Origin of the sequence: Pseudomonas sp. PGPPP4 (genome assembly GCF_002256045.1) — a bacterium.
GTDB lineage: Bacteria > Pseudomonadota > Gammaproteobacteria > Pseudomonadales > Pseudomonadaceae > Chryseomonas > Chryseomonas oryzihabitans.
Map to the genome: position 1 here is coordinate 23,478 of NZ_NKID01000003.1, position 25,759 is coordinate 49,236.

Below are 25,759 nucleotides of genomic sequence, written 5' to 3' on the forward strand. Positions count from 1 at the left end.
CTTAGTGCGCGACGGCCGCTGCGCCGTGTTCGTCGATCAGCGCGCCGGTGTGGAAACGGTCGATGGAGAAGGGCTTGGCCAGCGGATGCATCTCGCCGGAGGCCAGGGACGCCGCGAAGACGTTGCCCGAGCCCGGGGTGGCCTTGAAGCCGCCGGTACCCCAGCCGCAGTTGAAGAACAGATTTTCCACCGGGGTCTTGGAAATGATCGGGCAGGCGTCGGGCGAGGTGTCGACGATGCCGCCCCACTGGCGGTTCATGCGCACCCGCGAGAGGATCGGGAACATCTCGACGATGGCCTGCAGGGTGTGCTCGATCACCGGGTAGGAGCCGCGCTGGCCGTAGCCGACCCAGCTGTCGATACCGGCGCCGATCACCAGGTCGCCCTTGTCGGACTGGCTGATGTAGCCGTGCACCGCGTTGGACATGATGACGCTGTCGATGATGGGCTTGATCGGCTCGGACACCAGCGCCTGCAGCGGGTGGGATTCCAGCGGCAGGCGGAAGCCGGCCAGCTTGGCCATGTGCCCGGAGTTGCCGGCGGTGACCACGCCGACGCGGCGGGCGCCGATGAAGCCACGGTTGGTTTCCACGCCGATCACCTTGCCGTCCTGCTTGCGGAAGCCGGTGACCTCGGTCTGCTGGATCAGGTCGACGCCCAGGGCGTCGGCGGCGCGGGCGAAGCCCCAGGCCACGGCATCGTGACGGGCCACGCCGCCGCGGCGCTGCACGGTGGCACCGAAGATCGGGTAGCGGGTGTTCTTGCTGCAGTCCAGGTAGGGAATCTCCTCGGCCACCTGGCGGGTGTCGAGCAGTTCGCCGTCCACGCCGTTCAAGCGGTTGGCGCTGACCCGGCGCTCGGAATCGCGCATGTCCTGCAGGGTATGGCAGAGGTTGTATACGCCGCGCTGGGAGAACATGACGTTGTAGTTGAGGTCCTGGGACAGGCCTTCCCACAGCTTCATGGCGTGCTCATAGAGGTGCGCCGATTCGTCCCACAGGTAGTTGGAGCGGACGATGGTGGTGTTGCGCGCGGTGTTGCCGCCGCCCAGCCAGCCTTTCTCGATCACCGCGACGTTCTTCACGCCGAATTGCTTGGCGAGGTAGTAGGCGGTGGCCAGGCCGTGACCGCCACCGCCGACGATGACCACGTCGTACACCGGCTTGGGCGTCGGGGTGCGCCACATCCGCTGCCAGTTCTCGTGATGGCTCAGGGAGTGCTTGAAGAGGCCGAAGCCGGAATAGCGTTGCATCTGGAGACTCCTGCAGACGACGCCCCTTTCCACGAGGGGGGAAAGGGGTTGGATAAGGGTTGCGTCAGGCGCGCGGCGACTAGCGGTAAACCGGGTAGTCGCGGCACAGCGCGGCCACCTGGCGCGCCACCTGGGCTTCCACATCGGCATCGCCGAGGTGGTCGAGGATGTCGCAGATCCAGCCGGCGACGCGTTCGCTTTCGCTGACGCCCAGGCCACGGGTGGTCAGGGCCGGGGTGCCGATGCGCAGACCCGAGGTCACGAAGGGCGACTGGGGATCGTTGGGCACGGCGTTCTTGTTCACGGTGATGCAGGCGCGACCCAGGGCGGCGTCCGCGTCCTTGCCGGTGATGCCCTGCTTGATCAGGCTGACCAGGAACAGGTGGTTGTCGGTGCCACCGGAGACCACGTCGAAGCCGCGCGCCTTGAACACGCCGGCCATGGCCTGGGCATTCCTGATCACCTGCTGCTGGTAGGTCTTGAAGCCCGGCTCCAGGGCTTCCTTGAAGCACACCGCCTTGCCGGCGATGACGTGCATTAGCGGGCCGCCCTGAGCCCCCGGGAATACCGCGGCGTTGAGCTTCTTCTCGATGTCGGCGTTGGCCTTGCACAGGATCAGGCCGCCACGGGGGCCGCGCAGGGTCTTGTGGGTGGTGGTGGTCACCACGTCGGCGAAGGGCACCGGGTTCGGGTAGACCCCGGCGGCGACCAGACCGGCCACGTGGGCCATGTCGACGAACAGGTAGGCACCCACGCTGTCGGCGATGTCGCGGAAGCGCTGGAAGTCCAGGGTCTTGGAGTAGGCGGAGAAACCCGCCACGATCATCTTAGGCTTGTGCTCTTCGGCCAGACGCTGGATCTCGTCGTAGTCGATCAGCCCGGTGTCGGTGTCGATGCCGTACTGCACGGCGTTGTAGAGCTTGCCGGAGGAGCTGACCTTGGCGCCGTGGGTCAGGTGACCGCCGTGGGCCAGGCTCATGCCCAGGATGGTGTCGCCAGGCTGCAGCAGCGCCAGGTAGACAGCCGAGTTGGCCTGGGAGCCGGAGTGCGGCTGGACGTTGGCGTAGTCGGCGCCGAACAGCTGCTTGGCGCGCTCGATGGCCAGCTGCTCGACCTTGTCGACATGCTCGCAGCCACCGTAGTAGCGCTTGCCCGGATAGCCTTCGGCGTACTTGTTGGTCAGCACGCTGCCCTGGGCTTCCATGACGCGCTGGCTGGTGTAGTTTTCGGACGCGATCAGTTCCAGGTGATGCTCCTGGCGCCGCGCTTCCTCGCCCATGGCGGCGAACAACGCATCATCGTAGCCCTGGATTTGGTCCTGCTTGCTGAACATCGCGGCGCTCCTAAAGTCTGTGGCGGTGAAAACCACCCCCTTGGCCGCGATGGTAGGCCCGGCCCCAGACCCCAAGATGCCTGTTTACGCCCCGGGCCGGCGCGTTTGCGACAGCCACTCAATGGCCGAGTTCTGCCGTTCGCCAGGTGCCATCAAGTCGCCCCGATCCGCGCCGATAGGCTGACTACCTCTCCCCCGGCCAGCGAGTTCTGCCATGTTCAATGCGCACCACAAGAAGACCATCGCTCGGCTGGAGGCCGAGTTGCACGCCAACCAGGGCCTGACCCAGGCGCTGGAGCGGTCCATGGCGGTGATCGAGTTCGATCCCGACGGTACCGTCCTGCGTGCCAACGACAACTTTCTCCGCCTGACCGGCTATCGTGCCGACACCCTGGTCGGTCAGCACCATCGCCGCCTCTGTCCGGCCAATGTGGTGCAGGGTCGCGACTATGGCGATTTCTGGGCCCGCCTCAAGCGCGGCGAGTTTGTTTCCGGCACCTTCCAGCGCCTGGACGCCCAGGGCCGTACCCTCTGGCTGGAAGCCAGCTACAACCCGGTGCCCGACAGCAGCGGCAAGATCGCCAAGGTGGTGAAGTACGCCCTCGACGTCACCGCCCAGGTCGAGCGCGACAGCGAAGCCCAGAGCAACCTCAAGGCCTTGGACCGCGCCCTGGCGCGCATCGAATTCGACCTGGACGGGCGCATCCTCACGGCCAACGACAATTTCCTGGCCACCCTGGGCTACAGCCTCAAGGAGATCCAGGGCCAGCAGCATCGCCTGTTCTGCGAGCCGGCCCTGGTCAATAGCAGTGAATACGCCGACTTCTGGCGCCGCCTCAATGCAGGCGAGTTCTTTCGCGGCCAGTTCAAGCGGCTGGGCAAGCACGGCCGGGTGGTCTGGTTGGAGGCGAGCTACAACCCGGTGTACGACGCTACCGGTCGGCTATACAAGGTGGTCAAGTACGCCAGCGACATCAGCGAGCGGGTGGAAAAGCACGAAAGCGACAGCCGTAGCGCCTCGCGGGCCTATCACATCTCCGCCGAGACCGAGAAGGTCGCCGAGCACGGCACCCGGATCATCCAGGCGGCCGCTGGCGAGATGCGCGAGATCGCCCACAACGTCAGCGCCTCCGCCGAGGTGATCGGCCAGCTGGGCCAGCGCTCCGAGCAGATCACCGCCATCGTCAACACCATCCGCGGCATCGCCGACCAGACCAACCTGCTGGCGCTCAACGCCGCCATCGAGGCCGCGCGCGCCGGTGACCAGGGGCGTGGCTTCGCCGTGGTCGCTGACGAGGTCCGCCAGCTGGCGGGACGCACCAGCAGCGCCACGGCGGAGATCGCCGAGATGATCGGGCGGATCCTGAGCGAGACTCAGCAGGCGGTCGCCAGCATGGAAAGCACCCAGGGTCGAGCGGTCAAGGGCGTCGAGCTGGCCGACCAGGCCGGTGCGGTGATCGTGCAGATCCGCGATGGCGCCAGCGACGCCGTGGAAGCCGTGAGCATGTTCGCCAGCAAGCTGGACGAATCCGAGGTGATTCCCAAGGGCGCGCGCAACTGGGTGGGGCATTGAGACCGCGGGCTTGATCGGGATCAAGCGTCCCTGACAGCCAGGGTCTAGCATGAAGGCATACCCCTCTCGTGGAGATGCCCCATGCACAATGTCCTGGTCGCCTACGACGGTTCTCCCAGCGCCGACAACGCCCTGCGCTACATCCTCGACCTGGTGAAGGCCGGGCTGTCGCTGGAGCTGCACCTGCTCAACGTCCAGAACGAGCCGGAAATCTACGGCGCGCCCTTCGACGACCGCATCCTGCGCGAATGGCGCGGCAGCCTGCAGGACAAGGCCGAAGACATCCTGGTGCGGGCGCGCCCGGCCCTGCTCGAAGCCGGTATCGAGGCCCAGACCCACGTGGGCTTCGGCGGCATCGCCGAGACCATCGGCGAGACGGCGCGGCGCCTGCAGGTGGACACCGTGGTCATGGGCACCCGCGGCCTGGGCTCGCTCAGCGGCCTGCTGCTCGGCTCGGTGGCCCATCGCGTGGTCCATCAGGTGCCCTTGCCGGTGATCCTGGTGAAATAGTCGCCCAACAAAAAACCAGCCCTCGGGCTGGTTTTTTCGTTTCGGAGCAGCGTCTGGATCAGATGCTCAGGGTCCAGTCGTAGTCGACGATCAGCGGCGCGTGCTCGGAGAAGCGCGGTTGCCGCGGCAGGCGCGCCGAGCGGACGAAGCGGCGCAGACCCGGGGTCAGGATGTTGTAGTCGAAGCGCCAGCCCAGGTTGAGGTGCTCGGCCTGGTCGCTGTCCGGCCACCAGCTGAACTGGTCGCCTTCGCGGCTCACTTCGCGCAGGGCATCCACATAGCCCATGTTGCCGATCACCTCGTCCATCCAGGCCCGCTCGGGGGCCAGGAAGCCGGGGATCTGCTGGCAGTCGCGCCAGTTCTTCACGTCCTGCTTCTGGTGCGCCACGTACAGCGAGCCGCAATAGATGTACTCGCGACGCTTGCGGCGCTGCTTGTTCAGGTAGTGAGTGAAGTCGTCCATGAACTTGAATTTCATGTTCAGGTCTTCGTCACCGCGCTTGCCCGAGGGCAGCAGCAGGCTGGCGATGCTGACCTTGTCGAAGTCCGCCTGCAGGTAGCGACCGAAGCGATCGCAGGACTCGAAGCCCAGGCCGCTGATCACCGCCTTCGGCTGGACCCGCGTATAGAGCGCGACCCCGCCCTGGGACGGCACTTCGGCGTCGCAGGCATAGAGGATGTAACCCTCCAGCGCATAGGCCGGATCGTCCATGTCGTAAGAAGAGGCGCGCGTATCCTGCAAGCAGATCACGTCGGCATTCTGCGCCTTAAGCCAGGGCAACAGGCCCCGCTCCACAGCGTCCTGAATACCATTGACGTTCAAGCTGATGATCCGCATAAATGGCCCCCAAAAAATCGTGGATGTATGATACCCGAGCTAAACCGGTTTAGCTAAATACAAGCCGCGCAAGGACTTATATGCAGGCGTATCAGCGTAATTTCATTCGTTTCGCCATCGAGCGCGGAGTTCTGCGCTTTGGTGAATTCACCCTGAAATCGGGTCGTATCAGCCCCTATTTCTTCAACGCCGGCCTGTTCCACAGCGGTGCGGCCCTGGCCCAGCTCGGCCGTTGCTATGCCGATGCGCTGGTGCAGGCCAACCTGCCCTTCGATGTGCTCTTCGGCCCGGCCTACAAGGGCATCCCCCTGGCCGCGGCCACGGCGGTGGCCCTGGTCGAGCACCACGGCCGCGACGTGCCCTGGTGCTTCAACCGCAAGGAAGCCAAGGACCACGGCGAAGGCGGCCTGCTGGTGGGCGCGCCCCTGACCGGTCGGGCGCTGATCATCGATGATGTCATCACCGCCGGCACCGCCATCCGCGAGGTCATGCAGATCATCGAAGGCCAGGGCGCCAGTGCGGCCGGGGTGCTCATCGCCCTGAACCGCCAGGAGCGCGGCCGCGGCGAATTGTCGGCCATCCAGGAAGTCGAGCGCGACTACGGCATTCCGGTGCTCAGCATCGTCGCCCTGGATCAGGTGCTCGAATACCTTGCCGAGGACGCCGAGCTCAAGCGTCACCTCCCCGCCGTCCAGGACTATCGCGCTCAATACGGCATCTAGCCCCAGGAGAGACGGCCATGGTCGTACGTCGCGCCGCTGCCAGCCTGTTGCTCATCGCCCTGCCGCTGGCCGGCCAGGCGGCCGAGCTGTACCGCTATCTGGACCGCAACGGCACCCTGGTCATCGACCGCCAGGGCGTGCCGCCGGAATACGCCGGCAAGGGCTATGACGTGCTGAACGAACAGGGCCGGGTAATCCGCAAGGTCGCCCCGGCCCTGCCCGCCGCCGAACTCGACCGCCAGGCACGCGAGCGCCAGCAGGCCGTGATCGATGGCCAGCTGCGCAAGCTCTACAGCAATGTCGAGGACGTCGATCGCGCCAAGGCGCGCAAGCTGACGGAGCTCGATGGCCTGATGCAGATCAAGAAGGCTAACCTTGAGGCCGCACGCCAGCTGCAAAGCCAGTTGATGGAGCAGGCGGCGGTACAGCAGCGCAACGGCCAGGCGCTGCCGGCGGACCTCCAGGCCCGCCTCGACGCCGCGGCGGCCGATCAGGTGCGTCTGCAGGCCGATCTGCAGCGCTATGCCGAATTGCGCACCAGCACCAGCGCCGCCTTCGACGCCGATCGTGCGCGCATGCAGCGACTGGAAGCGGCTCAGGCCACGGATCGCTAGCCCTTCTGCGTGCACTGCCGACGGTCCCCTCCGCCGATGGCCTGCTGGGCGGCACGACAAGGTTGCCGCCTCTTCACGCCATATTCTGGCACGTACCGTGCAGTTCGATTTTCTACGCATTGTTGAACAATCGGGCGTGAAGACCTATGAGCGGCAAAGACGCAGGCGCGCTGTCCCTGGGGGCTCAGCTGCTGCTGGAAATGCGCGAAGACATCATCGGCGGTCGCCTGCTACCCGGTACGGCGCTGGTCGAGGCTGAACTGGTCAAGACCTACAACGTCTCGCGCAACACCATTCGCGAAGCCCTGCACCAGCTGGATCGCGAGGGCCTGGCCACCTATGTGCGGCACAAGGGGGTGATGGTGCGGCGCCTGGGCCTGGCCGAGGTGCGCGACCTCTTTACCGTGCGCCGCACCCTGGAACTGCAGGCCATCCTCACCAGCCGCCCGCTGCGCGAATACCAGTCCGATCGGATGCTGGACGCGCTGGAGGCCGCCGAACTGGCGCAGTCGCGTGAAGACTGGCGCGCCCTCGGCACCCACGGCCTGCATTTCCATCAGCACATCGTCGGCCTACTGGGCAGTCCGTTGTTCGATGAATTCTTCGCCACCGTCGCCGCCCAGATACGCCTGCTGTTTTCCCTCGCGCCCGACGAGGAGCACTTCCAGCGGCCCTGGATCATCCGCGACCGCCAGATCCACCACCTGCTCGCCGCCGGACAGCGCCAGGCGGCGGCCGAGGCCATGGCCAGCTATCTCGACGATTCCGAAAACCGGCTGCTGGATCTGCTGAGCGCAGCCAGGCCGCTCTGACCGAGGAGACCTCCTATGTACAAGGACTACCCCGCCGCCTACCAGTCCACCCAGGGTTCCGCCCTGCAGGTCGACCAGGCCTTCTACGATCGCCTGCGCGAGGACAAGGACGCGCGTACCCTGATCGAGCAATTCGAGATCCCGATCCGCACCGGTCGCGCCTGGAAGGTCCCGGCGGGCCATCTGTTCCGCGTCACTACCCCGCACGGTCCCCAGGTGGGCGACTTCAACGTCTGGAACGCCGAGGACCCGCGCGAGCGCATGTGGGCCGCGCGCACCCGGCAACTGCAGGGGGCCCACGTCAGCACCTACGACCGCCTCTGGTCGAACCTGCCCTTCCTGCGCCCGCTGTTGACCATCACCGACGACAGCCTGGCCGGCTATGGCATCGACGAACACGGCGGCCGCCTGCACGACCTGCTCGGCACCCGCTGCGATCCCTACGTCAACAAGATGCTCACCGGCGAGGACTTCCACCACCACTGCCACTCGAATCTGACCCGCGCGGTGCTGCCTCACGGCCTCACCGAATTCGATGTGCACGATGTCCTGAACATCTTCCAGTGCACCGGCCTCAACCATGACGACCTGTACTTCATGAAGGCCTGCCCGGCCAAGCCCGGCGACTACCTGGAATTCTTCGCCGAGATCGACGTGCTCTGCGCCCTGTCCACCTGCCCGGGTGGCGATCTGTCCCTGGCGATGTGGGGTCCTGACGCCGAGGACCCGCTCAAGGTCTGTCGCCCGCTGGGGGTGGAGATCTACCGGGTCGAGGAGGCGTTGCTGCAGGGCTGGGAATCGCCCAAGCGGGCGGCCTACAACGGCCAGCACGGCCTGACCCTGCCCAAGGCCAGCTGGGAGTCCTGAGTCCGGGCCAGCAATAGAAACGGCGCCCTGGGGCGCCGTTTCTGGTCCGACCGAGAGCGCTCAGCGCTTGCGATTGGAGATCAGGGTACCGACGCCGACGTCGGTGAAGATTTCCAGCAGCACCGCGTTGGGCACCCGACCATCGATGATGTGGGCGCTCTGCACGCCGCCCTGCACCGCTTCCAGCGCGCAGCGGATCTTCGGCAGCATGCCGCCGTAGATGGTGCCATCGGCGATCAGCGAATTGACCTGCTCGGTGGAAAGCCCCGTGAGCACCTGGCCCTGCTTGTCCATCAGGCCGGCGATGTTGGTCAGCAGCATCAGCTTCTCGGCCTTGAGCGCCTCGGCCACCTTGCCCGCCACCAGATCGGCGTTGATGTTGTAGGACTCGCCGTCCGGACCCACGCCGATGGGTGCGATGACCGGGATGAAGTCGCCGCGGACCAGCATGTTGATCAGGTCGGTGTTGACCCCGGTGACCTCGCCCACATGGCCGATGTCGATGATCTCCGGCTTGGTCATCTCCGGCGTCTGCCGGCTGACCTTGAGCTTGGTGGCGCGGATCAGGCCTGCGTCCTTGCCGGTCAGGCCGATGGCCTTGCCGCCATGGCGGTTGATCAGGTTGACGATGTCCTTGTTGACCTGGCCGCCCAGCACCATCTCCACCACGTCCATGGTCTGGGCGTCGGTGACGCGCATGCCATCGATGAAGTGGCTTTCGATGGACAGGCGCTTGAGCAGGTCGCCGATCTGCGGACCGCCGCCGTGCACCACCACCGGGTTGATGCCCACCGCCTTCATCAGCACGATGTCACGGGCGAAACCGGCCTTGAGCTCGTCGCTCTCCATGGCGTTGCCGCCGTACTTGATCACCAGCGTCTTGCCGACGAACCGGCGGATATAGGGCAGCGCCTCGGACAGCACCTCGGCGACGTGCGAGGCATCCTCGCGGCTCAGGGTCATGGCTCACCTCTCAAGGTCGACATAGAAAAGACAAAGGGCGCCTAGGCGCCCTCTGTGCTACCGCTGACCCGAGGTCAGAACGGCAGATTCAGATCCGGCTGTACCGCCAGCAGCTGCTTGCGGAACACCGTCTTGATGCGCTCCAGCTCTTCGAGGGTTTCCGCCTCGAAGCGCAGCACCAGCACCGGCGTGGTGTTGGACGCACGCACCAGGCCCCAACCGTTCTGGTAATCGACGCGGACGCCGTCCAGGGTGGTGATCTGGGCATCGCCCCACTGGGCGTCGCGCTGCAGGGTTTCGATGATGCCGAACTTGTTCTCTTCGGTCACCTGGATATTGATCTCCGGGGTGGAGATGTCTACCGGGAAGGTATCGAACACCTGTTGGGCGCTGTTCTTCTCCTGGCTGAGGATCTCCAGCAGGCGCACGGCGCTGTAGATGCCGTCGTCGAAACCGAACCAGCGCTCCTTGAAGAACACGTGGCCGCTCATCTCGCCGGCCAGCAGCGCGCCGGTTTCCTTCATCTTCTTCTTGATCAGCGAGTGGCCGGTCTTCCACATGATGGGACGACCGCCGTAGCCGGCGATGAGGTTGTTCAGGCGGCGGGTGCATTTGACGTCGAAGATGATGTCGGCGCCCGGGTTGCGGGAGACCACGTCCTTGGCGAACAGCATCAGCAGCTGGTCGGGATAGATGATCTTGCCTTCGTTGGTCACCACGCCGACGCGGTCGCCGTCGCCGTCAAAGGCCAGGCCCAGGTCGGCACCGGTTTCCTTGACCTTGGCGATCAGGTCTTCCAGGTTCTCGGGCTTGCCCGGATCCGGATGGTGGTTGGGGAAGTTGCCGTCCACCTCGCAGAACAGCGGGATGACCTCGCAGCCCAGGGACTCGATCAGCTGGGGCGCGTTGACCGCGGCCACGCCGTTGCCGGCATCCACCACCACCTTGAGCTTCTTGGCCAGCACCACGTCGTTGCGGATGTAGTCGGCGTAGCTCTTGAGCACGTCGACCTGCTTGATCTGGCCCTGGCCGCTGGCCACGTCGCCGGTCTCGATGCGCTCGCGCAGACGCTGGATGGATTCGTTGGCCAGGGTCTCGCCGGCGATGACGATCTTGAAGCCGTTGTAGTCCGGCGGGTTGTGGCTGCCGGTCAGCATGACGCCGGACTTGCCTTCGAGCACGTTGGCGGCGTAGTAGAGCACCGGGGTCGGCACCATGCCGACATCGCTGACATTGGCGCCGCTGTCGGCCACGCCCTTGATCAGTTGGGCGACCAGCTCGGGGCCGGACAGGCGGCCGTCACGGCCGACGGCCACGTTGGGCTCGCCACGTGCCAGGCTCTCCGAGCCGATGGCGCGCCCGATCCAGTAGGCGGCTTCGGCGGTCAGGGAGTCACCCACCACGCCACGGATGTCGTAGGCGCGGAAGATGCTGGCGTTGAGTTGGGGGGCTTGCGGGGTAGTGCTCATCGGGGGTTTCTCCAATCCCAGGAGATCCTGGTCTTCGTCGAGGATACTGATATCGAGGATGTCGGTGGTCTGGAACAGCGGCTCGCTCTGCTGCGAGCGGCCTCTGTCGGCAAACTCCGCCAGGGTCTTGGCCACCGCATCGCTGGGCGCGGTGGCGTACAGGTCCGGCGACGACCCGGCCGATCGGCTGGCCAATCGGGCCGTCGACTTGGCCACGGGTTCCATTACCGCCAGGCGCAAAGTCGGGCTTTTGGCTATCTGATTGGCTTCTAGTTCCTCGGCATAGGCCGTCAGACTGCGGACGTCGTCACGGAGCCGGCGTGACAGCTCCCGGGAAAACAGCCAAAAGCCCGCGAGCACGCCAAACAGCGCCAGCAGCAACGCCACCAGGGGGATGCCCAGGGGTGTATCGGCGCCAGCCTCGGCGGCAGGTGCCAACTCCAGCGTCCAGAGCGGGCTGCCGGTGGCGAGCCGTCGCATCAGCGCCGGATCGCCCGGGCTGCCGCCCCTGGCCAGCACCTGCACGCTGCCACCGGGAAATTGCTGCAGCAGCCGCCACTGGCCGACATTCGCCGGTGGCGTGGCCCAGCCCTGCAAGACGGCCGCGAGGTCTTCCACCAGTACGGCGCTGCCGAGCAGCTGATCGCCGCGGCGGATGGGCTGGGCGCTGTAGACCAGCCAGCGATCGCCCAGCCGATAGGCTTCCGGCGGGGTCCGCTGGCCGCTTTCCAGGCGTTTGAGCAGATCGAGGGCGGCATAGTTGAGCGGGCCGGGGCGATCGTCTTCGATCTGGCGCATGCCGGCCGGCACCACCAGCACGTCGACCACGCCGAGGCGCTCGCGCAGCTGGCTTTCGGCCGCCTTGCGCGCCGCCGGATCGTCGCCCTGCAGGGCCTGCAGCACCAGGGCGTCCCCGGCGACGCCCTGCAGCCGGCGGGTCAGGCCGACCAGCAGCTGATTGAGGGAGGTCGCCTGGGCCTGCAGCGCCTGGTCCGCCTGCTGCTCCTGGTTGCGCGCGCCCTGCGGCTGCAACACCAGAAACCACAGCAGCAGCGCGGCCAGCAGCAGGCCGGCGAGCGCCAGCAGCAGTCCCGCGCCCATGCCGGGCAAGCCAGCGACCCGTGGGGCCGCCTTGTGCACATCCTTGCCGTTCTTGCCCCTAGCCATGCCGTTCTTCTCCTTCATGTCACGGCGCGCCTTGCGTGTCTGGCGTCAGCGGGTACCGGAGTGCCCGAAGCCGCCAGCGCCCCGCTCGGTCTCGGTAAAGCTGTCGACGATATCGAAGTGCGCCTGGACCACAGGTACGAGCATCAGCTGGGCGATACGTTCGCCCACGCTCACGGTGAAGGTGGTCTGGCCGCGATTCCAGCAGGAGACCATCAGCTCGCCCTGGTAGTCCGAGTCGATCAGGCCGACCAGGTTGCCCAGCACGATGCCGTGCTTATGGCCCAGGCCCGAGCGCGGCAGGATCAGCGCCGCCAGCGACGGGTCGGCCACATGGATGGCGAGCCCGGTGGGAATCAGCGCGGTCTGCCCCGGCTCCAGCACCAGATCCTCCTGCAGCATGGCGCGCAGGTCGAGGCCGGCCGAGCCGGGAGTGGCGTAGGACGGCAGCGGGAAATCGCGCCCCAGGCGCGGGTCGAGGATCTTGGCTTGAAGGCTATGCATGGTTCTGGGCAGTGTCTTTCAGGTGGGTGGAAATCAGGGCGATGAGCTGCCGGGCGATCTTGCCCTTGCTGGTCTGCTCGAAGCGGATCTCGTGCAGGCCACGGTCGATCACGGTGACCGCGTTGTCTTCGCTGTTGAAGCCGATGGCCGGATTGGCCACGTCGTTGGCGACGATGAGGTCGAGGTTCTTGTCGCGCAGCTTGCGCTGGGCGTACTCCAGCAGATTCTGGGTTTCCGCGGCGAAGCCGACGCTGAAGGGCCGATCCGGGCGCCCCGCCAGGGTGGCGAGGATGTCCGGGTTGCGCACCAGCTCCAACAGGAGACCGTCACCGCGGGTGGGGTCCTTCTTCAGCTTGTGCGGGGCGATGACCTCGGGGCGATAGTCCGCCACCGCCGCCGAGGCGATGAGCACGTCGCAGGGCATCAGCGCCTCGCAGGCGGCCAGCATGTCGCGGGCGCTGATCACGTCGATGCGCTCGACGCGATCGGGGGTCGGCAGGTGCACCGGGCCGCTCACCAGGCTGACGCGCGCGCCCGCCTCCGCCGCCGCTTCCGCCAGGGCGAAGCCCATGCGGCCGGAGCTGTGGTTGGTGATGTAGCGCACCGGGTCGATGTTTTCCTGGGTCGGGCCGGCGGTGATGACCACGTGGCGACCGGTCAGGTCGAGGCGCTGGAAGCAGTCGGCGGCGAGCTGGGCGAGGTCATTGGCCTCCAGCATCCGGCCGGGGCCGACGTCGCCACAGGCCTGGCTGCCGCTAGCCGGACCGAACAGCTTGATGCCACGGCTGCGCAGGAGCTCGGCATTGGCCTGGGTGGCCGGATCGCGCCACATGGCCTGGTTCATGGCCGGTGCCAGGGCGACCCGGGCATCGGTGGCCAGCACCAAGGTGGTGAGCAGATCGTCGGCCACGCCCTGGGCCAGGCGCGCCATCACATCGGCGGTGGCCGGCGCGACCAGCACCAGATCGGCCCAGCGGGCCAGCTCGATATGCCCCATGGCCGCTTCGGCGGCCGGGTCCAGCAGATCCAGATGCACCGGCAGACCCGACAGTGCCTGCAGGGTCAGCGGCGTGATGAATTCGCGACCGCCGCGGGTCAGCACCACCCGCACCTCGGCGCCCTGATCCTTGAGTCGTCGCACCAGCTCGGCGCTCTTGTAAGCGGCGATGCCACCTCCGACGCCCAGCACGATGCGTTTACGATGGAGCCGCTGCATATAGCCTTTCCGTTCTCGAACCGTCTAGAACGGGCATCGCACGGCCAATCGAGGCCCGCGCGCACCCGCGAATGATCCGGTTAAGATAGCACAGCGCCTGCAGGACGCAGGCGCCTCGCCAGACAAGGAGCGCCCATGAGCATCAAGGATTGGCCGGCCCAGGAACGGCCCCGGGAGAAACTGCTGGAACAAGGCGCCCAGGCCCTCACCGACGCCGAACTGCTGGCGATCTTCTTGCGTACCGGCGTAGCCGGCAAAAGCGCGGTCGACCTCGCCCGCCAGCTGCTCGGGGAATTCGGCAGCCTCAGAGCCCTGCTGGAAGCCGATCTCGCCGCCTTCAGCGCCCACCTCGGCCTCGGCCCGGCCAAGTTCAGCCAGTTGCAGGCGGTCCTGGAAATGGGTCGCCGCCACCTGGCCGAAGGCCTCAAGCGCGACTCGGCCCTGGAGAGCCCCCAGCAGGTCCGCGACTATCTCAAGGCCCGCCTGCGCCACGAACCCCACGAAATCTTCGGCTGCCTGTTCCTCGACACCCGCCACCGGGTGCTGGCCTTCGAAGCCCTGTTCCACGGCACCATCGACGGCGCTAGCGTCTACCCCCGCCAGGTGGTCAAGCGCGCCCTCGCCCACAACGCCGCTGCCGTCATCCTCACCCACAACCACCCTTCCGGCATCGCCGAACCCAGCCAGGCCGATCGCCTGCTCACCACACGACTCAAGGACGCCCTGGCGCTGGTCGATGTGCGGGTGCTGGATCATTTCATCGTGGGGGATGGGGAGCCCTTGTCGATGGCGGAATATGGTTGGCTCTAATAGCTTCGCGACCAGGCAACTTCCGCCCAACTTTAACTTCAACTTTATAATTGTGACTTGTCATATCTTTTAAAACTGACGACGAGTGTCAGTTTCCTGCGGTTATTTTGGACAATTTTCGTCACCTCGCTAAATAAGCTTATTTTTTATTAAAAGCTCGGCAGTAAAAATTAGATTTCGATCACACTTTTTTGCTACCAAAGCTCATAAAACCGCTCTAGGATGCACCTCTCAAACATTTTGAGCCAATAGCTGCTTAGAGGCAGGCGAAAAGCTCTCCAGTAATTTTCATCTTAGGAAGTTCAAGGAATAGAACTTCAACCCCGTGAGGTCATGGATGACTTTATTGTCTTCGCTCGCCCAGAACTATATAGCGCTCGCCGATCAACCCATTACCGCGGACAACTTCGCCGGGGAAGATCGCCGCTATAGCCCCGAGTTCGAGAGACTCGAAGCGGTCTGTCAGAACACCCAGGCGCTGCATCGCGACGTCATGCCGGACTGGGAGTCCACCGCCGAGCAGGCGACCACCTTTCTGCGTGAGCACTCCAAGGACCTGCGCGTCGCCGTCTGGCTGACCTGGGCCCTGTACTGCACCCGGAACTGGACAGGGCTGGAAGCCGGCCTGGCTCTGCTTGAGCGATTGCTGGAGGCCCACTGGCAGGATCTTTACCCCCGCAAGGAGCGTACTCGCGCCGCGGCGCTCGGTTGGCTCCAGATCCGCCTGGATGGCGTCTTCGATACCACCGCCCTTACGACGCTGGAAACATCCTGGCTACAGACCTTCAGTAACCAGCTCGGCCAGCTGGAGGCGCTACTCCAGCCGCGCCTGGGCGAGGCCGCTCCGCTGCTGTTGCCGTTGGTACGTCGCCTCGACGAGCAACGACGTCGCCAGATCCAATCCAACGCTCCGGCGGAGTCGACCACCGCAGCCCTGTCACCCAGCCCGGTCATGACCAATCAGGCACTCCAGGGCCCGCTGGAATCGGACAAGGACGCCCATCGTCTGCTGCGCCAGCTACAGGAAAGCGCCCGCACGCTGAGCGGCTGGTGGCTACGTCAGCGGAGCGGCGACCACCGCGCCCTGCGGCTGAATCGCGCCTTGCTGTGGAGCGGCATCGACAGCCTGCCCGCTCATGATGCCCGGGGTGTCACCGGCTTGCGCGGCCTGCCAGCTGATCGCCTGAGATATTTCCAGGAGTGCCAGGCCGCTGGTGACTTTTCTCTGCTGCTCGGCGAACTGGAGGTCAGCCTGACGCGGGCGCCTTTCTGGCTGGATGGCCAGCGGCTGGCCTGGGAGTGTCTGCAGGCCATCGGTGCGACAACGAGTTGTCGCGAAATCGAGTGGCCGCTGATGTCGCTGCTGGAACGGCTGCCAGGTCTGGAAGCCCTGGCCTTCCATGACGGGCAACCCTTTGCCGATGCCCAGACCCGCTTCTGGCTGTCCGGCCTGACGGCGGCTAAGGCGACGCAACCCGTCTCCGCCTCAAGCGAGGCGTGCCAGGACATCTGGAGCGAAGCCCTTGCCGAAGCCCTTGGGGAGTTGCGCGCGAGCGGCCTCAGGAGCGCCGTGCGCCACCTGCAGCAGCGCAGCTGCAGTGCCCAGGGCGAACGCCAGCGCCTGCTGTGGGATCTGGCCAGCGTCCGCTTGCTGATCCAGGCCCGCCAGTTCGAACTGGCGCACCTTCAGCTCGCGGCCCTGGATGCCGAACACGGCGCCCTGCTAGCGCACTGGGAGCCGCAACTGGCGCTGGAGATCCTGCAGGCCCGCCGCCAGTGCCTGGAAGCCCTCCCCGCCACCGCCGACAGCCGGATGCAACTGCAACAGCTGCGTCCGCGACTCTGCCGCCTCGATCTCGAAGCGGCTCTCGACTGAGGCTTGTCCTCATACCCAAGGAGAAATACATGGCCAAAGAAGGCTCGGTTGCCCTGAAAGAACGCATCAACGTCACGGTTCGACCCGCCAGCGGCGGTGCCGAGGAAGAACTGGAACTGCCCCTCAAGCTCATGGTTCTTGGCGATTTCACCCAGCGTGTCGACGACCGCAAGCTCGAAGACCGCAAGCCGGTAGCCGTCGACAAGGACAACTTCGATGAGGTGATGGCCAAGCAGCAGTTGGGCCTGACCCTGGCGGTACCCAATTGCCTGCAGGACGACAGCCAGGACGATCTGGCCGTCCAGCTCGACCTCAAAGCCATGGCCGACTTCAGTCCGGCGCGGCTGGTGCAGCAGGTGCCCGAACTCAAGCAATTGATGGACCTGCGCGATGCCCTGGTGGCGCTCAAGGGGCCGCTCGGCAATGCCCCGGCGTTCCGCAGGGCCATCGAGCAGGTGCTCGCCGATCCGGTCGCCCGGGCCACGGTGCTCGGCGAACTCGGCTTGCCGAATCAAGACGTCTGATCAGGAAGACCATCATGACCGCTACCCTGCTCCCGCAACCCGCTGCCGACGTCGCTGAAGACCGCGGCATCCTCGACCGCATCATCGCCGAGACTCGCCTCGCGCCCCACGACGAGGGCTATGGCGTGGCCAAACGCGGCATCTCGGCCTTTATCGAAGAGCTGCTCAAGCCGCAAAACGCCCAGCAACCGGTCAAGAAGGCGCTGGTCGATCGCATGATCGCCGAGATCGACGAGAAGCTCAGCCGCCAGGTTGACGAGATTCTGCACCACGCGGAGTTCCAGTCGCTGGAGGCGGCCTGGCGCGGCCTGCACCTGCTGGTGGAGCGCACCGACTTCCGCGAGAACAACAAGATCGAGATGCTCAACGTCTCCAAGCAGGATTTGCTGGAGGACTTCGAGGATTCGCCGGACATCGTCCAGTCGGGCCTCTACAAACATGTCTATACCGCCGAATTCGGCCAATTCGGTGGCGAGCCGGTCGGCGCCATCATCGCCAACTACGACTTCGATCCCACCGCACCGGACATCCGCACTCTGCAACAGGTGGCAGCGGTCTCGGCCATGGCTCATGCGCCCTTTATCGCCGCCGCCGGTCCGCGCTTCTTCGGCCTGGAAAGCTTTACCGGTCTGCCCGACCTCAAGGACCTCAAGGATCACTTCGACGGTCCGCAATTCGCCAAATGGCAGAGCTTCCGCGAGCAGGAAGACGCGCGCTATGTCGGCCTGACCCTGCCGCGCTTCCTGCTACGCACGCCCTACGATCCGGAAGAGAATCCGGTCAAGACCTTTGCCTATCGCGAAAACGTCAGTCGGGACCATGCCCACTACCTCTGGGGCAACACCGCCTACGCCTTCGCCACCCGCCTGACCCACAGCTTCGCCAAGTACCGCTGGTGTCCGAACATCGTCGGTCCGCAGAGTGGCGGCGCGGTGGAAGACCTGCCGCTGCATCACTTCGAGAGCATGGGCGAGATCGAGACCAAGATCCCCACCGAGGTGCTGATCTCCGATCGTCGCGAATACGAACTGGCCGATGCCGGCTTCATCGCCTTGACCATGCGCAAGGGCAGCGACAACGCCGCCTTCTTCTCCGCCTGTTCGACGCAGAAATCCAAGTTCTATGGCAACAGCGAAGAAGGTCGCGCGGCTGAGCTGAACTACAAGCTGGGTACCCAACTGCCCTATCTGTTCATCGTCAGCCGCCTGGCGCATTACCTCAAGGTGCTGCAGCGCGAGCAACTGGGCGGCACCAAGGAGCGCACCGACCTCGAACTGGAACTCAACAAGTGGATCCGCCAGTTCGTCGCCGATCAGGAAAACCCCAGCGCCGAGGTGCGTGGTCGTCGACCGCTGCGTGCGGCCAGCATCCGTGTCAGCGATGTCGAAGGCAATCCGGGCTGGTTCCGCGTGGGCCTGAGCGTGAGACCGCACTTCAAGTACCAGGGCGCCGATTTCACGCTGTCACTGGTCGGCAAGCTGGACAAGGAGTAACGGCTCATGAGTTACGGCAGTCTGTTCGAACGCCTGGCCGGTCCGGGCAGCGCGCACAGCCGGGGCGCGTCCGCCGAGGCCTTGAGCGCCTCGGTGGCCGCTCACCTGGCCAAGATGCTTAGCACCCGTGCCGGCAGCGTCCCGATCCAGGTCGACTACGGACTGCCCGACCTCAATGACTTGCGGCTGTCGCTGCACGACTCGCTACAGCGCGCGCGGTTGGCCATCGAGGCGTTCGTGTCCGCCTACGAGCCGCGCCTGTCCGGTGTGAAGGTGCTGCCGCTGCCGCGGGAAGGCACCACCCTGGCGTTCGCTCTCGAAGGCCAGCTCGAACTCGACGGCCAGCGGTGCCCCATTCGTTTCACCGCGAGCCTGGATGGCAGCGGTCAGGTCAAGGTCAGCCAGGGATAGGTCCATGTCCTTCAATCACTACTACCAGAGCGAGCTGGCCGAGTTGCGTCAGCTGGGCGCGCGCTTCGCCGAACGCAATCCTGCGCTGGCACCCTTTCTGGGCCAGGCTGGTCAGGATCCGGATGTCGAGCGCCTGCTGGAAGGCTTCGCCTTTCTCACTGGTCGGCTGCGGCAGAAGCTCGACGACGAGTTGCCGGAATTGACCCATTCGCTGCTCAACCTGCTCTGGCCCCATTATCTGCGGCCCCTGCCGAGTTGCGCCATCCTCGAATTCGATCCGCTACCAGCACCAGGCGCGGCCATTCAGGTTCCACGTGGAACGGAAGTGGAATCCCGGGCGCTGGACGAGGTGAGCTGCCGTTTTCGAACCTGCTTCGCCACCGACGTCCAACCGCTACGCGTGGATGAGCTGAGCCTTGCCCAGCAGGGCAGCGGCGCGCGCCTGACGCTGCGCCTGCAGATCACCGGCAACGGCACCCTGGACACCCTGGACCTGCGTCAGTTGCCGCTGCATCTGGCGGGCGATCGCACGCTTAGTCAGGATCTCTATCTCGCGCTGCTGCACAACCTGGCCGGTCTGAGCCTGGTACCCCTGGATGCCGAACGCCAGCCGCTGACTGACCACCAGGGCCGCGAACTCGTCCTGCCGCTCGCTCGCGACCAGGTCCAGCCGTTGGGCTTCGGCGAAGACGAGGCGCTGCTGCCCTATCCACCCAATGCCTTCCACGGCTATCGCCACCTGCAGGAATATTTCGCCTTTCCGGAGAAATTCCTCTTCGTCTCGATTCAGGGAATGACGAAGCTGCAGCAACTGGCAGACCCGGTACGCCGCCAGATCCGCGGGCTGGAGTTGCGCTTCGACATTGCCCGGATCGCCCGGCAGCCGCGGCTTCCCAGTCGCGACAACCTGCGCCTGCACTGCGTTCCGGTGGTCAATTTGTTCCGCCATGACGCCCTGCCGATCCGCCTCGACGGCAAGCGCGACGAGTACCCACTGTTTCCGGCTGGCCACGGCCGCGAACACCTGGGGGTCTTTGCCGTGGAGCGGGTGACCGGCTGGCAACCGGGCGGCCTGGGCCATCGTGACTATCTACCCTTCGAATCCTTCGCCCATGACCTGAGCTTCGGCGGCCAGAGCCGTCGGCCGCACTATGCCGTACGCCAGCGCAGCGCCCTGCTGCACGGTGGCATCGATACCTATCTGGCGTTTGGCGATCCGGGCACCGATCAGGACACCCTGTCCATTGAACTGACCTGCACCAACCAGAATCTGCCCCAGCGCCTGCGCGCCGGTGATCTGTGTTTGCCCACCGAAAATACCCCGGGTGGCCTGGGCTTTCGCAATCTGGCCGCTCCAACTGCCTGTCATGCGCCGGTGCTGTCCGGCAACCGGCTGTGGCAGCTGGTTTCCAATCTATCGCTCAATTATTTGTCGCTCACCGATGTCGCGGCCCTGCGTACGGTGTTGGCCAGTTACGACCTGCCCAGTCAGCACGACCGGCAGGCCGAGCGCATCAGTCACCAGCGCCTGGCCGCCCTGCAGGGCATCAGCCATCGCCCGGTGGATCGCCTCTACCGCGGCCTGCCGATCCGCGGTATCGCCACCCAGCTGGACATGGATGCCAGCGGCTTTCGCAGCGAGGGCGAGCTGTACCTGTTCGCCAGCGTACTCAACGAGTTCTTCGCGCTCTACGCCAGCCTGAATTCCTTCCATCAACTCAGCGTTCGCAGCCTGCAGGGAGAGGTGTATCTATGGACACCGCGCATGGGTCAGCAGCCGCTGATCTGAATCGCTCGGCGCTGTGCCGCGAGATTCGCGAGTACTCGCTTTTCCAGGGTATCGGACAGGTGCTCCTGCAGTTGCAGGGCCTGATGCCGAGTCTCTCGGAGGAGCAGCTCTATGAACGGCTGGAGTTCCATGCCAACCCCAGCCTGGCCTTTCCGGGTAGCGATATCGAGCGCCTGCACTTCGTCGAGGACGCCGATGGGCTGCGCGCCCGCCTGCAACTCAACCTGGATGCCCTGATGGGCAGCGGTTCGCCGCTGCCGGCCTTCTACAGCGAACAGGCGCTGAGCGATGGCGAACAAGGGCGTACCACCCGCGACTTCCTCGACCTCTTCAATCACCGGCTGCACCGGCTGCTGTTGCCGATCTGGCGCAAGTATCGCTATCACGCCCGCTTCCGGGAGGGCGCGCGTGACGAGTTGTCGGCCCGGCTGTTCAGTCTGATCGGTCTGGGCGACAGCAGCCTGCGCCAGGCGCCGGAGCTGAACTGGAAACGCCTGCTGCCCTATCTCGGCCTGCTCAGCCTCAAGGTGCATTCGGCGACGCTGATCGAAGCGGTGCTGCGCTATTACCTGGAGCAGCCCGAGTTGCAGCTGGAGCAGTGCCTGGAGCGCGCAGTGGTCATTCCCCCAGAACAACGCGCGCATCTCGGGCGGGCCAGCGCCCAGCTCGGAGAGACAGCCGTCCTGGGTGTGCAGGTGCGCGATCGTGGCGGCAAGTTTCGCCTGCACCTGCTCGAACTGGACTGGGAAGCCTTTCATTCATTCCTGCCCGGGGGCAGTCGGTACGCCGCCGTGCGTACCTTGCTGAATTTCACCCTGCGCGACCAGCTGGACTACGACCTGCGCCTGCATCTGCGGCGGGACGCGTTGCGGCAATGGCGGCTGGAAGCCGCCAGCCCCTGCCGTCTCGGCTGGACCACCTGGCTCGGCCTCGGCCGAGCCAAGGGTCAGGTCACCCTGTCCTGCCACCGTTAATCAAGGACGATCAACATGCTCACCCTGGACCTGAACCTCCTTATCAACAGCCTTTCCGTGACCGCGCGCCAGGACCTGGAACAGGCGGCGCAGCGCTGCGTCCGTCGAGGCGGGCGGCACATCCTGATCGAAGACCTGCTGGCGGTCCTGCTGGAATCCCGCGACGGACTGCTCACTCGCGTGCTGAAAGCGGCTGACCTAGACCCGGTGGATTTCGCCGCGACGCTGCAGCCGCGCCAGGGCAATGGAGAAGGCGGCGACCCGGTCTTCGATCCTGCACTGCTGCTGTGGCTGCAGGATGCCGTGCTGCTCGCCCGTCTCGAACTGGAACAGGCTGAGACCGATAGCGCGGCCCTGCTGCTGGCGTTGTTGCGCCATCCCGAGCGGCTGTTGGGCACAGGTTACGGTCGCCTGCTGGAGCGGGTGGATGCCGCGCAGCTCCTGGACTTCGTCAGGGCTCAGCGGCCCGAGGGGTCACCGGTCATCAGCGAGTCCCCTTTGAACCGCTTTACCCATGACCTCAGCGGCCAGGCCCGTGCCGGGCGCCTGGATCCGGTGCTGGGCCGCGAGGCCGAGATCCGGCAACTGGTGGACATCCTCTCGCGGCGGCGCAAGAACAATCCCCTCGTGGTAGGCGAAGCCGGCGTCGGCAAGACCGCCATCGTCGAGGGCCTGGCGCTGCGCATCGCGGCAGGCGAGGTGCCCGACAGTCTGCGGCGGGTGGAAATACGTAGTCTCGATCTCGGGCTGCTGCAGGCCGGCGCCAGCGTCAAGGGCGAATTCGAACGCCGCCTGCAAGGCGTGATCGATGCCGTACGCCAGGCACCGTACCCCATCATCCTGTTCATCGACGAGGCCCATACCCTGATCGGTGCGGGTGGCCAGGCCGGGGGCTCGGACGCAGCCAATCTGCTCAAACCGGCCCTGGCGCGCGGCGAGCTGCGCACCATCGCCGCTACCACCTGGGGCGAATACCGGAAGTACTTCGAAAAGGACCCGGCTCTGGCGCGGCGCTTCCAGCCGGTAAGGCTGGACGAATTCGACGTCGCCACCGCCATCACCGTCCTGCGCGGGTTGGCGCCGACCTATGCCGAGGGCCATGGTGTTTATCTGCGCGACGATGCGGTGGTGGCCGCCGCCGAACTGGCCGCCCGCTATCTGAGCGGGCGCCAGTTGCCGGACAAGGCCGTGGATGTGCTCGACACCTGCTGCGCCCGGGTGCGTATCAGCCTGGCCAGCCCGCCTCCGGCCCTGGATGCCTTGCGCGCACGCCTGGCCGCTGCCGAGCGCACGCTCGCCGCCACTCGCCGCGATGCCGATCTCGGTCTGCCCGTCGCGTCCGGCAGCCTGGATAGCCTCACCGCCCTGCGGGACGCCGAGCGCCTGGCAGCCACTGCGCTGCAGGCCGACTGGGAACGTCAGCGAGAGCTGGCCGAGCGCATCCTGACCCTGCGCACGGCCCCGGTCAGCGCTGCGCTGGCTGCCACCCAGGCAGAGCTGGAGCAGCTGCAACGCCAGCATGGGCGCCTGGTCAACCTGGAGGTCTGCCCGCACCTCGTGGCGGAGGTGATCGCGGCCTGGACCGGCCTTCCGGTCGACCAACTCGCCCGTCGCCATGACCAGCGCCTGGCCCGCTTTGCCAGCGATCTACGCGGACGCCTGCGTGGCCAGGAGCAGGCGGTGGTCGCCCTGGATCGCGCCCTGCGTGCGGCCGCGGTGGGTCTGAACGCTCCCGAGGCGCCGGTCGGCGTCTTCCTGCTGGTCGGCCCCAGCGGGGTCGGCAAGACCGAGACCGCCCTGGCGCTCGCCGAATTGCTCTATGGCGGGGAGCGCTTTCTCACCACCCTCAACCTGTCTGAATTCGCGGAAAAACATAGCGTGTCGCGCCTGATCGGCGCGCCGCCCGGCTATGTCGGCCATGGCGAAGGAGGTCTGCTCACCGAGGCCGTGCGCCGCCAGCCCTATTCGGTGGTCTTGCTGGATGAAGTGGAAAAGGCGGATCCCGAGGTCCTCAACCTCTTCTACCAGATCTTCGACCGTGGCCAGGCCACCGACAGCGAGGGCCGGCAGATCGACTTCCGCAACGTGCTCTTCCTGCTGACCTCCAATCTGGCCAGCGGCGAGATTCAGCGCCTGTGCGCCGACGTACGCCCGGATGTGGCCCAACTGACCGAGGCGATCCGCCCCACCCTGACCCGCCACTTCAAGCCTGCCCTGCTGGCGCGGATGCGCGTGGTGCCCTACTACCCGCTAGATGGCGAACAGCTGCGTGAGCTGATCGTGCTCAAGCTCGAACGCCTCGGCGTCCGGCTGGTCGCCCGCCGGGTCGCCTTCAGCTATGCCCCGGCCCTGCTGGAGGACCTGGCGGCACGTTGCTTGGACGCCGACAGTGGTGCTCGCCGGATCGACCTACTCCTGGAGCAGCGAGTGCTGCCGCTGCTTACCGACCAGTTGCTCGACGCCCTCGCCCGTGGCCAGACGCCAGGGCGGCTGCACCTCACCTGCAACGACGAGGGTGATTTCCGCTGCGAGGTGGCGGCATGATCCCGTCCCCTGCACCAGAAGCCATGCTGCCCCTGTTCATCGCGCTCGGCCAGCACGAAGATCCCGCCCAACTCGCCCTCGGCCTGGTGGAAGGTATCCAGCGTCTGGTCCGGCTCGACCTGGTGCAGTACTACCGCCTGGACGCCACCCATACCCAACTGGTGTGCCTGGCACAAAGTCTGGACAGCACCGCCGCCATGGTCGGTGACACCCTGCCGCTGGAGCAGGAGAGTCTGCTGCACTACTGCCTTTCGCAGAATCGCAGCCTGCACCTGCGTGAGCTGGACCCACTGTTGCACACCACTACCTTCCTGCCTGGCGACGGCTGGCGCAGCCTTGGTTGCCTACCCCTGACTGGCCCGTCGGGCAGCGTCGAGGGTCTGCTGGTACAGGCCAGCCGCCGCCGCCGTGAACTGGAAACCCATGCAGAGGTACTGACGCCGCTCGGGTGCTTCGCCCTGGCGCAGAGCCAGCTGCTAGAGCGCGCCCAGACTCAGCCGTTGGGCGCCGTAACGGAAAGGCCAACGCCACCGGCAGCGGACGATGGCTTCGGCATGCTTGGCGATAGCGGCGCCATGCGGCAGGTCCATCGCTTGATCGGCAAGATACTGCACAGCCCCATCACCGTGCTGCTGACCGGTGAAACCGGCACCGGCAAGGAACTGGTGGCCCGGGCCATCCACGAACGGGGCTCGCGACGGACCCAGCCCTTCGTGGTGCAGAACTGCGCGGCGCTGCCCGAGCACCTGCTGGAAAGCGAACTCTTCGGCTATCGCAAGGGGGCCTTCACCGGCGCCGAGCGTGATCGCGCCGGCCTGTTCGACGCGGCCAATGGCGGCACGCTGTTTCTCGATGAAATCGGCGACATGCCGCTGACCTTGCAGGCCAAGCTCTTGCGTGTATTGCAGGAAGGCGAGGTGCGCCCGCTGGGAAGCGCCGAGATCCATAAGGTCGACGTGCGAATCGTCGCGGCGACCCACCGCAACCTCTTGCGCCTGGTCGAACAGGGCACCTTTCGCGAAGACCTCTACTACCGCTTGACCCACTTCCCCATCCAGTTGCCGCCCCTGCGCGAGCGCGGCGAGGACCTGCCGCTGCTGGCCCGGCACTTCGCCGACCAGGCCTGCGCCTGCCTGCAGCGGTCACGCTGTCGCTGGTCCAGCGCCGCCCTGGACCTGCTGACGGGCTATGCCTTTCCCGGCAATGTCCGCGAACTCAAGGGGCTGGTGGAGCGTGCCGTCCTGTTGTGCGACGGCAACGAGCTGTTGCCCGAACACTTTGCCATCCGCTCCGCCGCCCTGACCGGCACTGCCGGCAGCCTGACCTTGCGTGAGCGCCTGGATCAGCTCGAACGCGGCCTGCTGGTGGACTGCCTGCGCAAGAACCGCGGCAACCAGACTCAGACGGCCCAGGAATTGGGACTGCCGCGCCGCACCCTGCTCTATCGCCTGCAGCGACTGAGCATCCGCAGCGCCGATCTGCAACTTTCATAAAGGAACGC

The 25,759-nt window shown here is 65.9% G+C and carries 21 protein-coding genes and 2 pseudogenes; 16 read left to right on the forward strand and 7 right to left on the reverse strand.

The window, feature by feature from the left end:
* Position 1: 1 nt before the first annotated feature.
* The gene (locus tag CFE50_RS05810) at positions 2-1,252 is read right to left on the reverse strand and encodes a sarcosine oxidase subunit beta family protein (RefSeq protein WP_017639231.1); all 1,251 of its coding nucleotides are present in this window, start codon (positions 1,250-1,252) and stop codon (positions 2-4) included.
* A 79-nt stretch (positions 1,253-1,331) separates the two neighbouring features.
* Positions 1,332-2,585: a serine hydroxymethyltransferase gene (gene glyA, locus CFE50_RS05815; RefSeq protein WP_074583431.1), complete on the reverse strand. Its 1,254-nt coding sequence runs from the start codon at positions 2,583-2,585 to the stop codon at positions 1,332-1,334.
* A gap of 214 nt (positions 2,586-2,799) precedes the next feature.
* Between glyA and CFE50_RS22740 the strand changes: the two are divergent.
* The 3 genes and pseudogenes from CFE50_RS22740 to CFE50_RS05825 all read left to right on the forward strand — a co-directional run.
* Positions 2,800-3,570: pseudogene (locus tag CFE50_RS22740) on the forward strand (PAS domain-containing protein); the annotation flags it as partial.
* 111 nt (positions 3,571-3,681) lie between these two features.
* Positions 3,682-4,158, forward strand: a pseudogene (locus tag CFE50_RS22745) (methyl-accepting chemotaxis protein); the annotation flags it as partial.
* A gap of 81 nt (positions 4,159-4,239) precedes the next feature.
* Positions 4,240-4,668 carry a universal stress protein gene (locus CFE50_RS05825; protein WP_007160045.1) on the forward strand — a complete coding sequence of 143 codons (429 nt, stop codon included), beginning with the start codon at positions 4,240-4,242 and terminating at the stop codon, positions 4,666-4,668.
* 58 nt (positions 4,669-4,726) lie between these two features.
* Here CFE50_RS05825 and crc read toward each other — a convergent pair whose 3' ends face one another.
* A complete protein-coding gene (gene crc, locus CFE50_RS05830) occupies positions 4,727-5,506 on the reverse strand; it encodes a catabolite repression control protein Crc (RefSeq protein ID WP_007160046.1) in 780 nt (259 codons plus the stop codon).
* Positions 5,507-5,586: 80 nt separating this feature from the next.
* Between crc and pyrE the strand changes: the two genes are divergently transcribed.
* The 4 genes from pyrE to CFE50_RS05850 all read left to right on the forward strand — a co-directional run bounded on the left by pyrE (position 5,587) and on the right by CFE50_RS05850 (position 8,521).
* Positions 5,587-6,228 carry an orotate phosphoribosyltransferase gene (pyrE, locus tag CFE50_RS05835; protein ID WP_007160047.1) on the forward strand — a complete coding sequence of 214 codons (642 nt, stop codon included), beginning with the start codon at positions 5,587-5,589 and terminating at the stop codon, positions 6,226-6,228.
* A 17-nt stretch (positions 6,229-6,245) separates the two neighbouring features.
* A complete protein-coding gene (locus CFE50_RS05840; RefSeq protein ID WP_144945640.1) occupies positions 6,246-6,842 on the forward strand; it encodes a DUF4124 domain-containing protein in 597 nt (198 codons plus the stop codon).
* Positions 6,843-6,988: 146 nt separating this feature from the next.
* Positions 6,989-7,654, forward strand: a complete 666-nt coding sequence (locus CFE50_RS05845) for a GntR family transcriptional regulator (protein WP_286731980.1) — start codon at positions 6,989-6,991, stop codon at positions 7,652-7,654.
* Between the two features lie 15 nt (positions 7,655-7,669).
* Complete coding sequence (locus CFE50_RS05850) at positions 7,670-8,521, forward strand: urea carboxylase-associated family protein (RefSeq protein WP_286731981.1); 852 nt, start codon at positions 7,670-7,672, stop codon at positions 8,519-8,521.
* A 60-nt stretch (positions 8,522-8,581) separates the two neighbouring features.
* On the opposite strand, the gene argB is transcribed toward CFE50_RS05850, so the two are convergent.
* The 4 genes from argB to coaBC all read right to left on the reverse strand — a co-directional run bounded on the left by argB (position 8,582) and on the right by coaBC (position 13,837).
* Entirely contained in the window at positions 8,582-9,484 is a 903-nt protein-coding gene (argB, locus tag CFE50_RS05855; protein WP_007160051.1) for an acetylglutamate kinase, read from the reverse strand.
* Positions 9,485-9,558: 74 nt separating this feature from the next.
* Complete coding sequence (gene algC / locus CFE50_RS05860) at positions 9,559-10,953, reverse strand: phosphomannomutase/phosphoglucomutase (protein ID WP_197027426.1); 1,395 nt, start codon at positions 10,951-10,953, stop codon at positions 9,559-9,561.
* A 1,212-nt stretch (positions 10,954-12,165) separates the two neighbouring features.
* Positions 12,166-12,621 carry a dUTP diphosphatase gene (gene dut / locus CFE50_RS05865; RefSeq protein WP_027598635.1) on the reverse strand — a complete coding sequence of 152 codons (456 nt, stop codon included), beginning with the start codon at positions 12,619-12,621 and terminating at the stop codon, positions 12,166-12,168.
* Complete coding sequence (coaBC, locus tag CFE50_RS05870) at positions 12,614-13,837, reverse strand: bifunctional phosphopantothenoylcysteine decarboxylase/phosphopantothenate--cysteine ligase CoaBC (RefSeq protein WP_286731982.1); 1,224 nt, start codon at positions 13,835-13,837, stop codon at positions 12,614-12,616. Before coaBC ends, dut begins: the two co-directional genes overlap by 8 nt.
* Positions 13,838-13,972: 135 nt before the next feature.
* On the opposite strand from coaBC, the gene radC reads away from it, so the two are divergent.
* The 9 genes from radC (at position 13,973) to CFE50_RS05915 (ending at position 25,751) form a co-directional block, all read left to right on the forward strand.
* Positions 13,973-14,647, forward strand: a complete 675-nt coding sequence (gene radC, locus CFE50_RS05875; RefSeq protein ID WP_108582756.1) for a RadC family protein — start codon at positions 13,973-13,975, stop codon at positions 14,645-14,647.
* Positions 14,648-14,993: 346 nt separating this feature from the next.
* Complete coding sequence (tssA, locus tag CFE50_RS05880) at positions 14,994-16,523, forward strand: type VI secretion system protein TssA (RefSeq protein ID WP_286731983.1); 1,530 nt, start codon at positions 14,994-14,996, stop codon at positions 16,521-16,523.
* A gap of 29 nt (positions 16,524-16,552) precedes the next feature.
* Complete coding sequence (tssB, locus tag CFE50_RS05885) at positions 16,553-17,047, forward strand: type VI secretion system contractile sheath small subunit (protein ID WP_286731984.1); 495 nt, start codon at positions 16,553-16,555, stop codon at positions 17,045-17,047.
* A 14-nt stretch (positions 17,048-17,061) separates the two neighbouring features.
* The gene (tssC, locus tag CFE50_RS05890) at positions 17,062-18,540 is read left to right on the forward strand and encodes a type VI secretion system contractile sheath large subunit (RefSeq protein WP_286731985.1); all 1,479 of its coding nucleotides are present in this window, start codon (positions 17,062-17,064) and stop codon (positions 18,538-18,540) included.
* Between the two features lie 6 nt (positions 18,541-18,546).
* Positions 18,547-18,951: a type VI secretion system baseplate subunit TssE gene (gene tssE / locus CFE50_RS05895; protein ID WP_286731986.1), complete on the forward strand. Its 405-nt coding sequence runs from the start codon at positions 18,547-18,549 to the stop codon at positions 18,949-18,951.
* Between the two features lie 4 nt (positions 18,952-18,955).
* Positions 18,956-20,740, forward strand: a complete 1,785-nt coding sequence (gene tssF / locus CFE50_RS05900; RefSeq protein ID WP_286731987.1) for a type VI secretion system baseplate subunit TssF — start codon at positions 18,956-18,958, stop codon at positions 20,738-20,740.
* Positions 20,704-21,714, forward strand: a complete 1,011-nt coding sequence (gene tssG, locus CFE50_RS05905) for a type VI secretion system baseplate subunit TssG (protein ID WP_286731988.1) — start codon at positions 20,704-20,706, stop codon at positions 21,712-21,714. Before tssF ends, tssG begins: the two co-directional genes overlap by 37 nt.
* Before the next feature lie 15 nt (positions 21,715-21,729).
* Entirely contained in the window at positions 21,730-24,258 is a 2,529-nt protein-coding gene (tssH, locus tag CFE50_RS05910; protein ID WP_286731989.1) for a type VI secretion system ATPase TssH, read from the forward strand.
* Positions 24,255-25,751: a sigma-54 interaction domain-containing protein gene (locus CFE50_RS05915; RefSeq protein ID WP_286731990.1), complete on the forward strand. Its 1,497-nt coding sequence runs from the start codon at positions 24,255-24,257 to the stop codon at positions 25,749-25,751. Before tssH ends, CFE50_RS05915 begins: the two co-directional genes overlap by 4 nt.
* Positions 25,752-25,759: the final 8 nt, after the last annotated feature.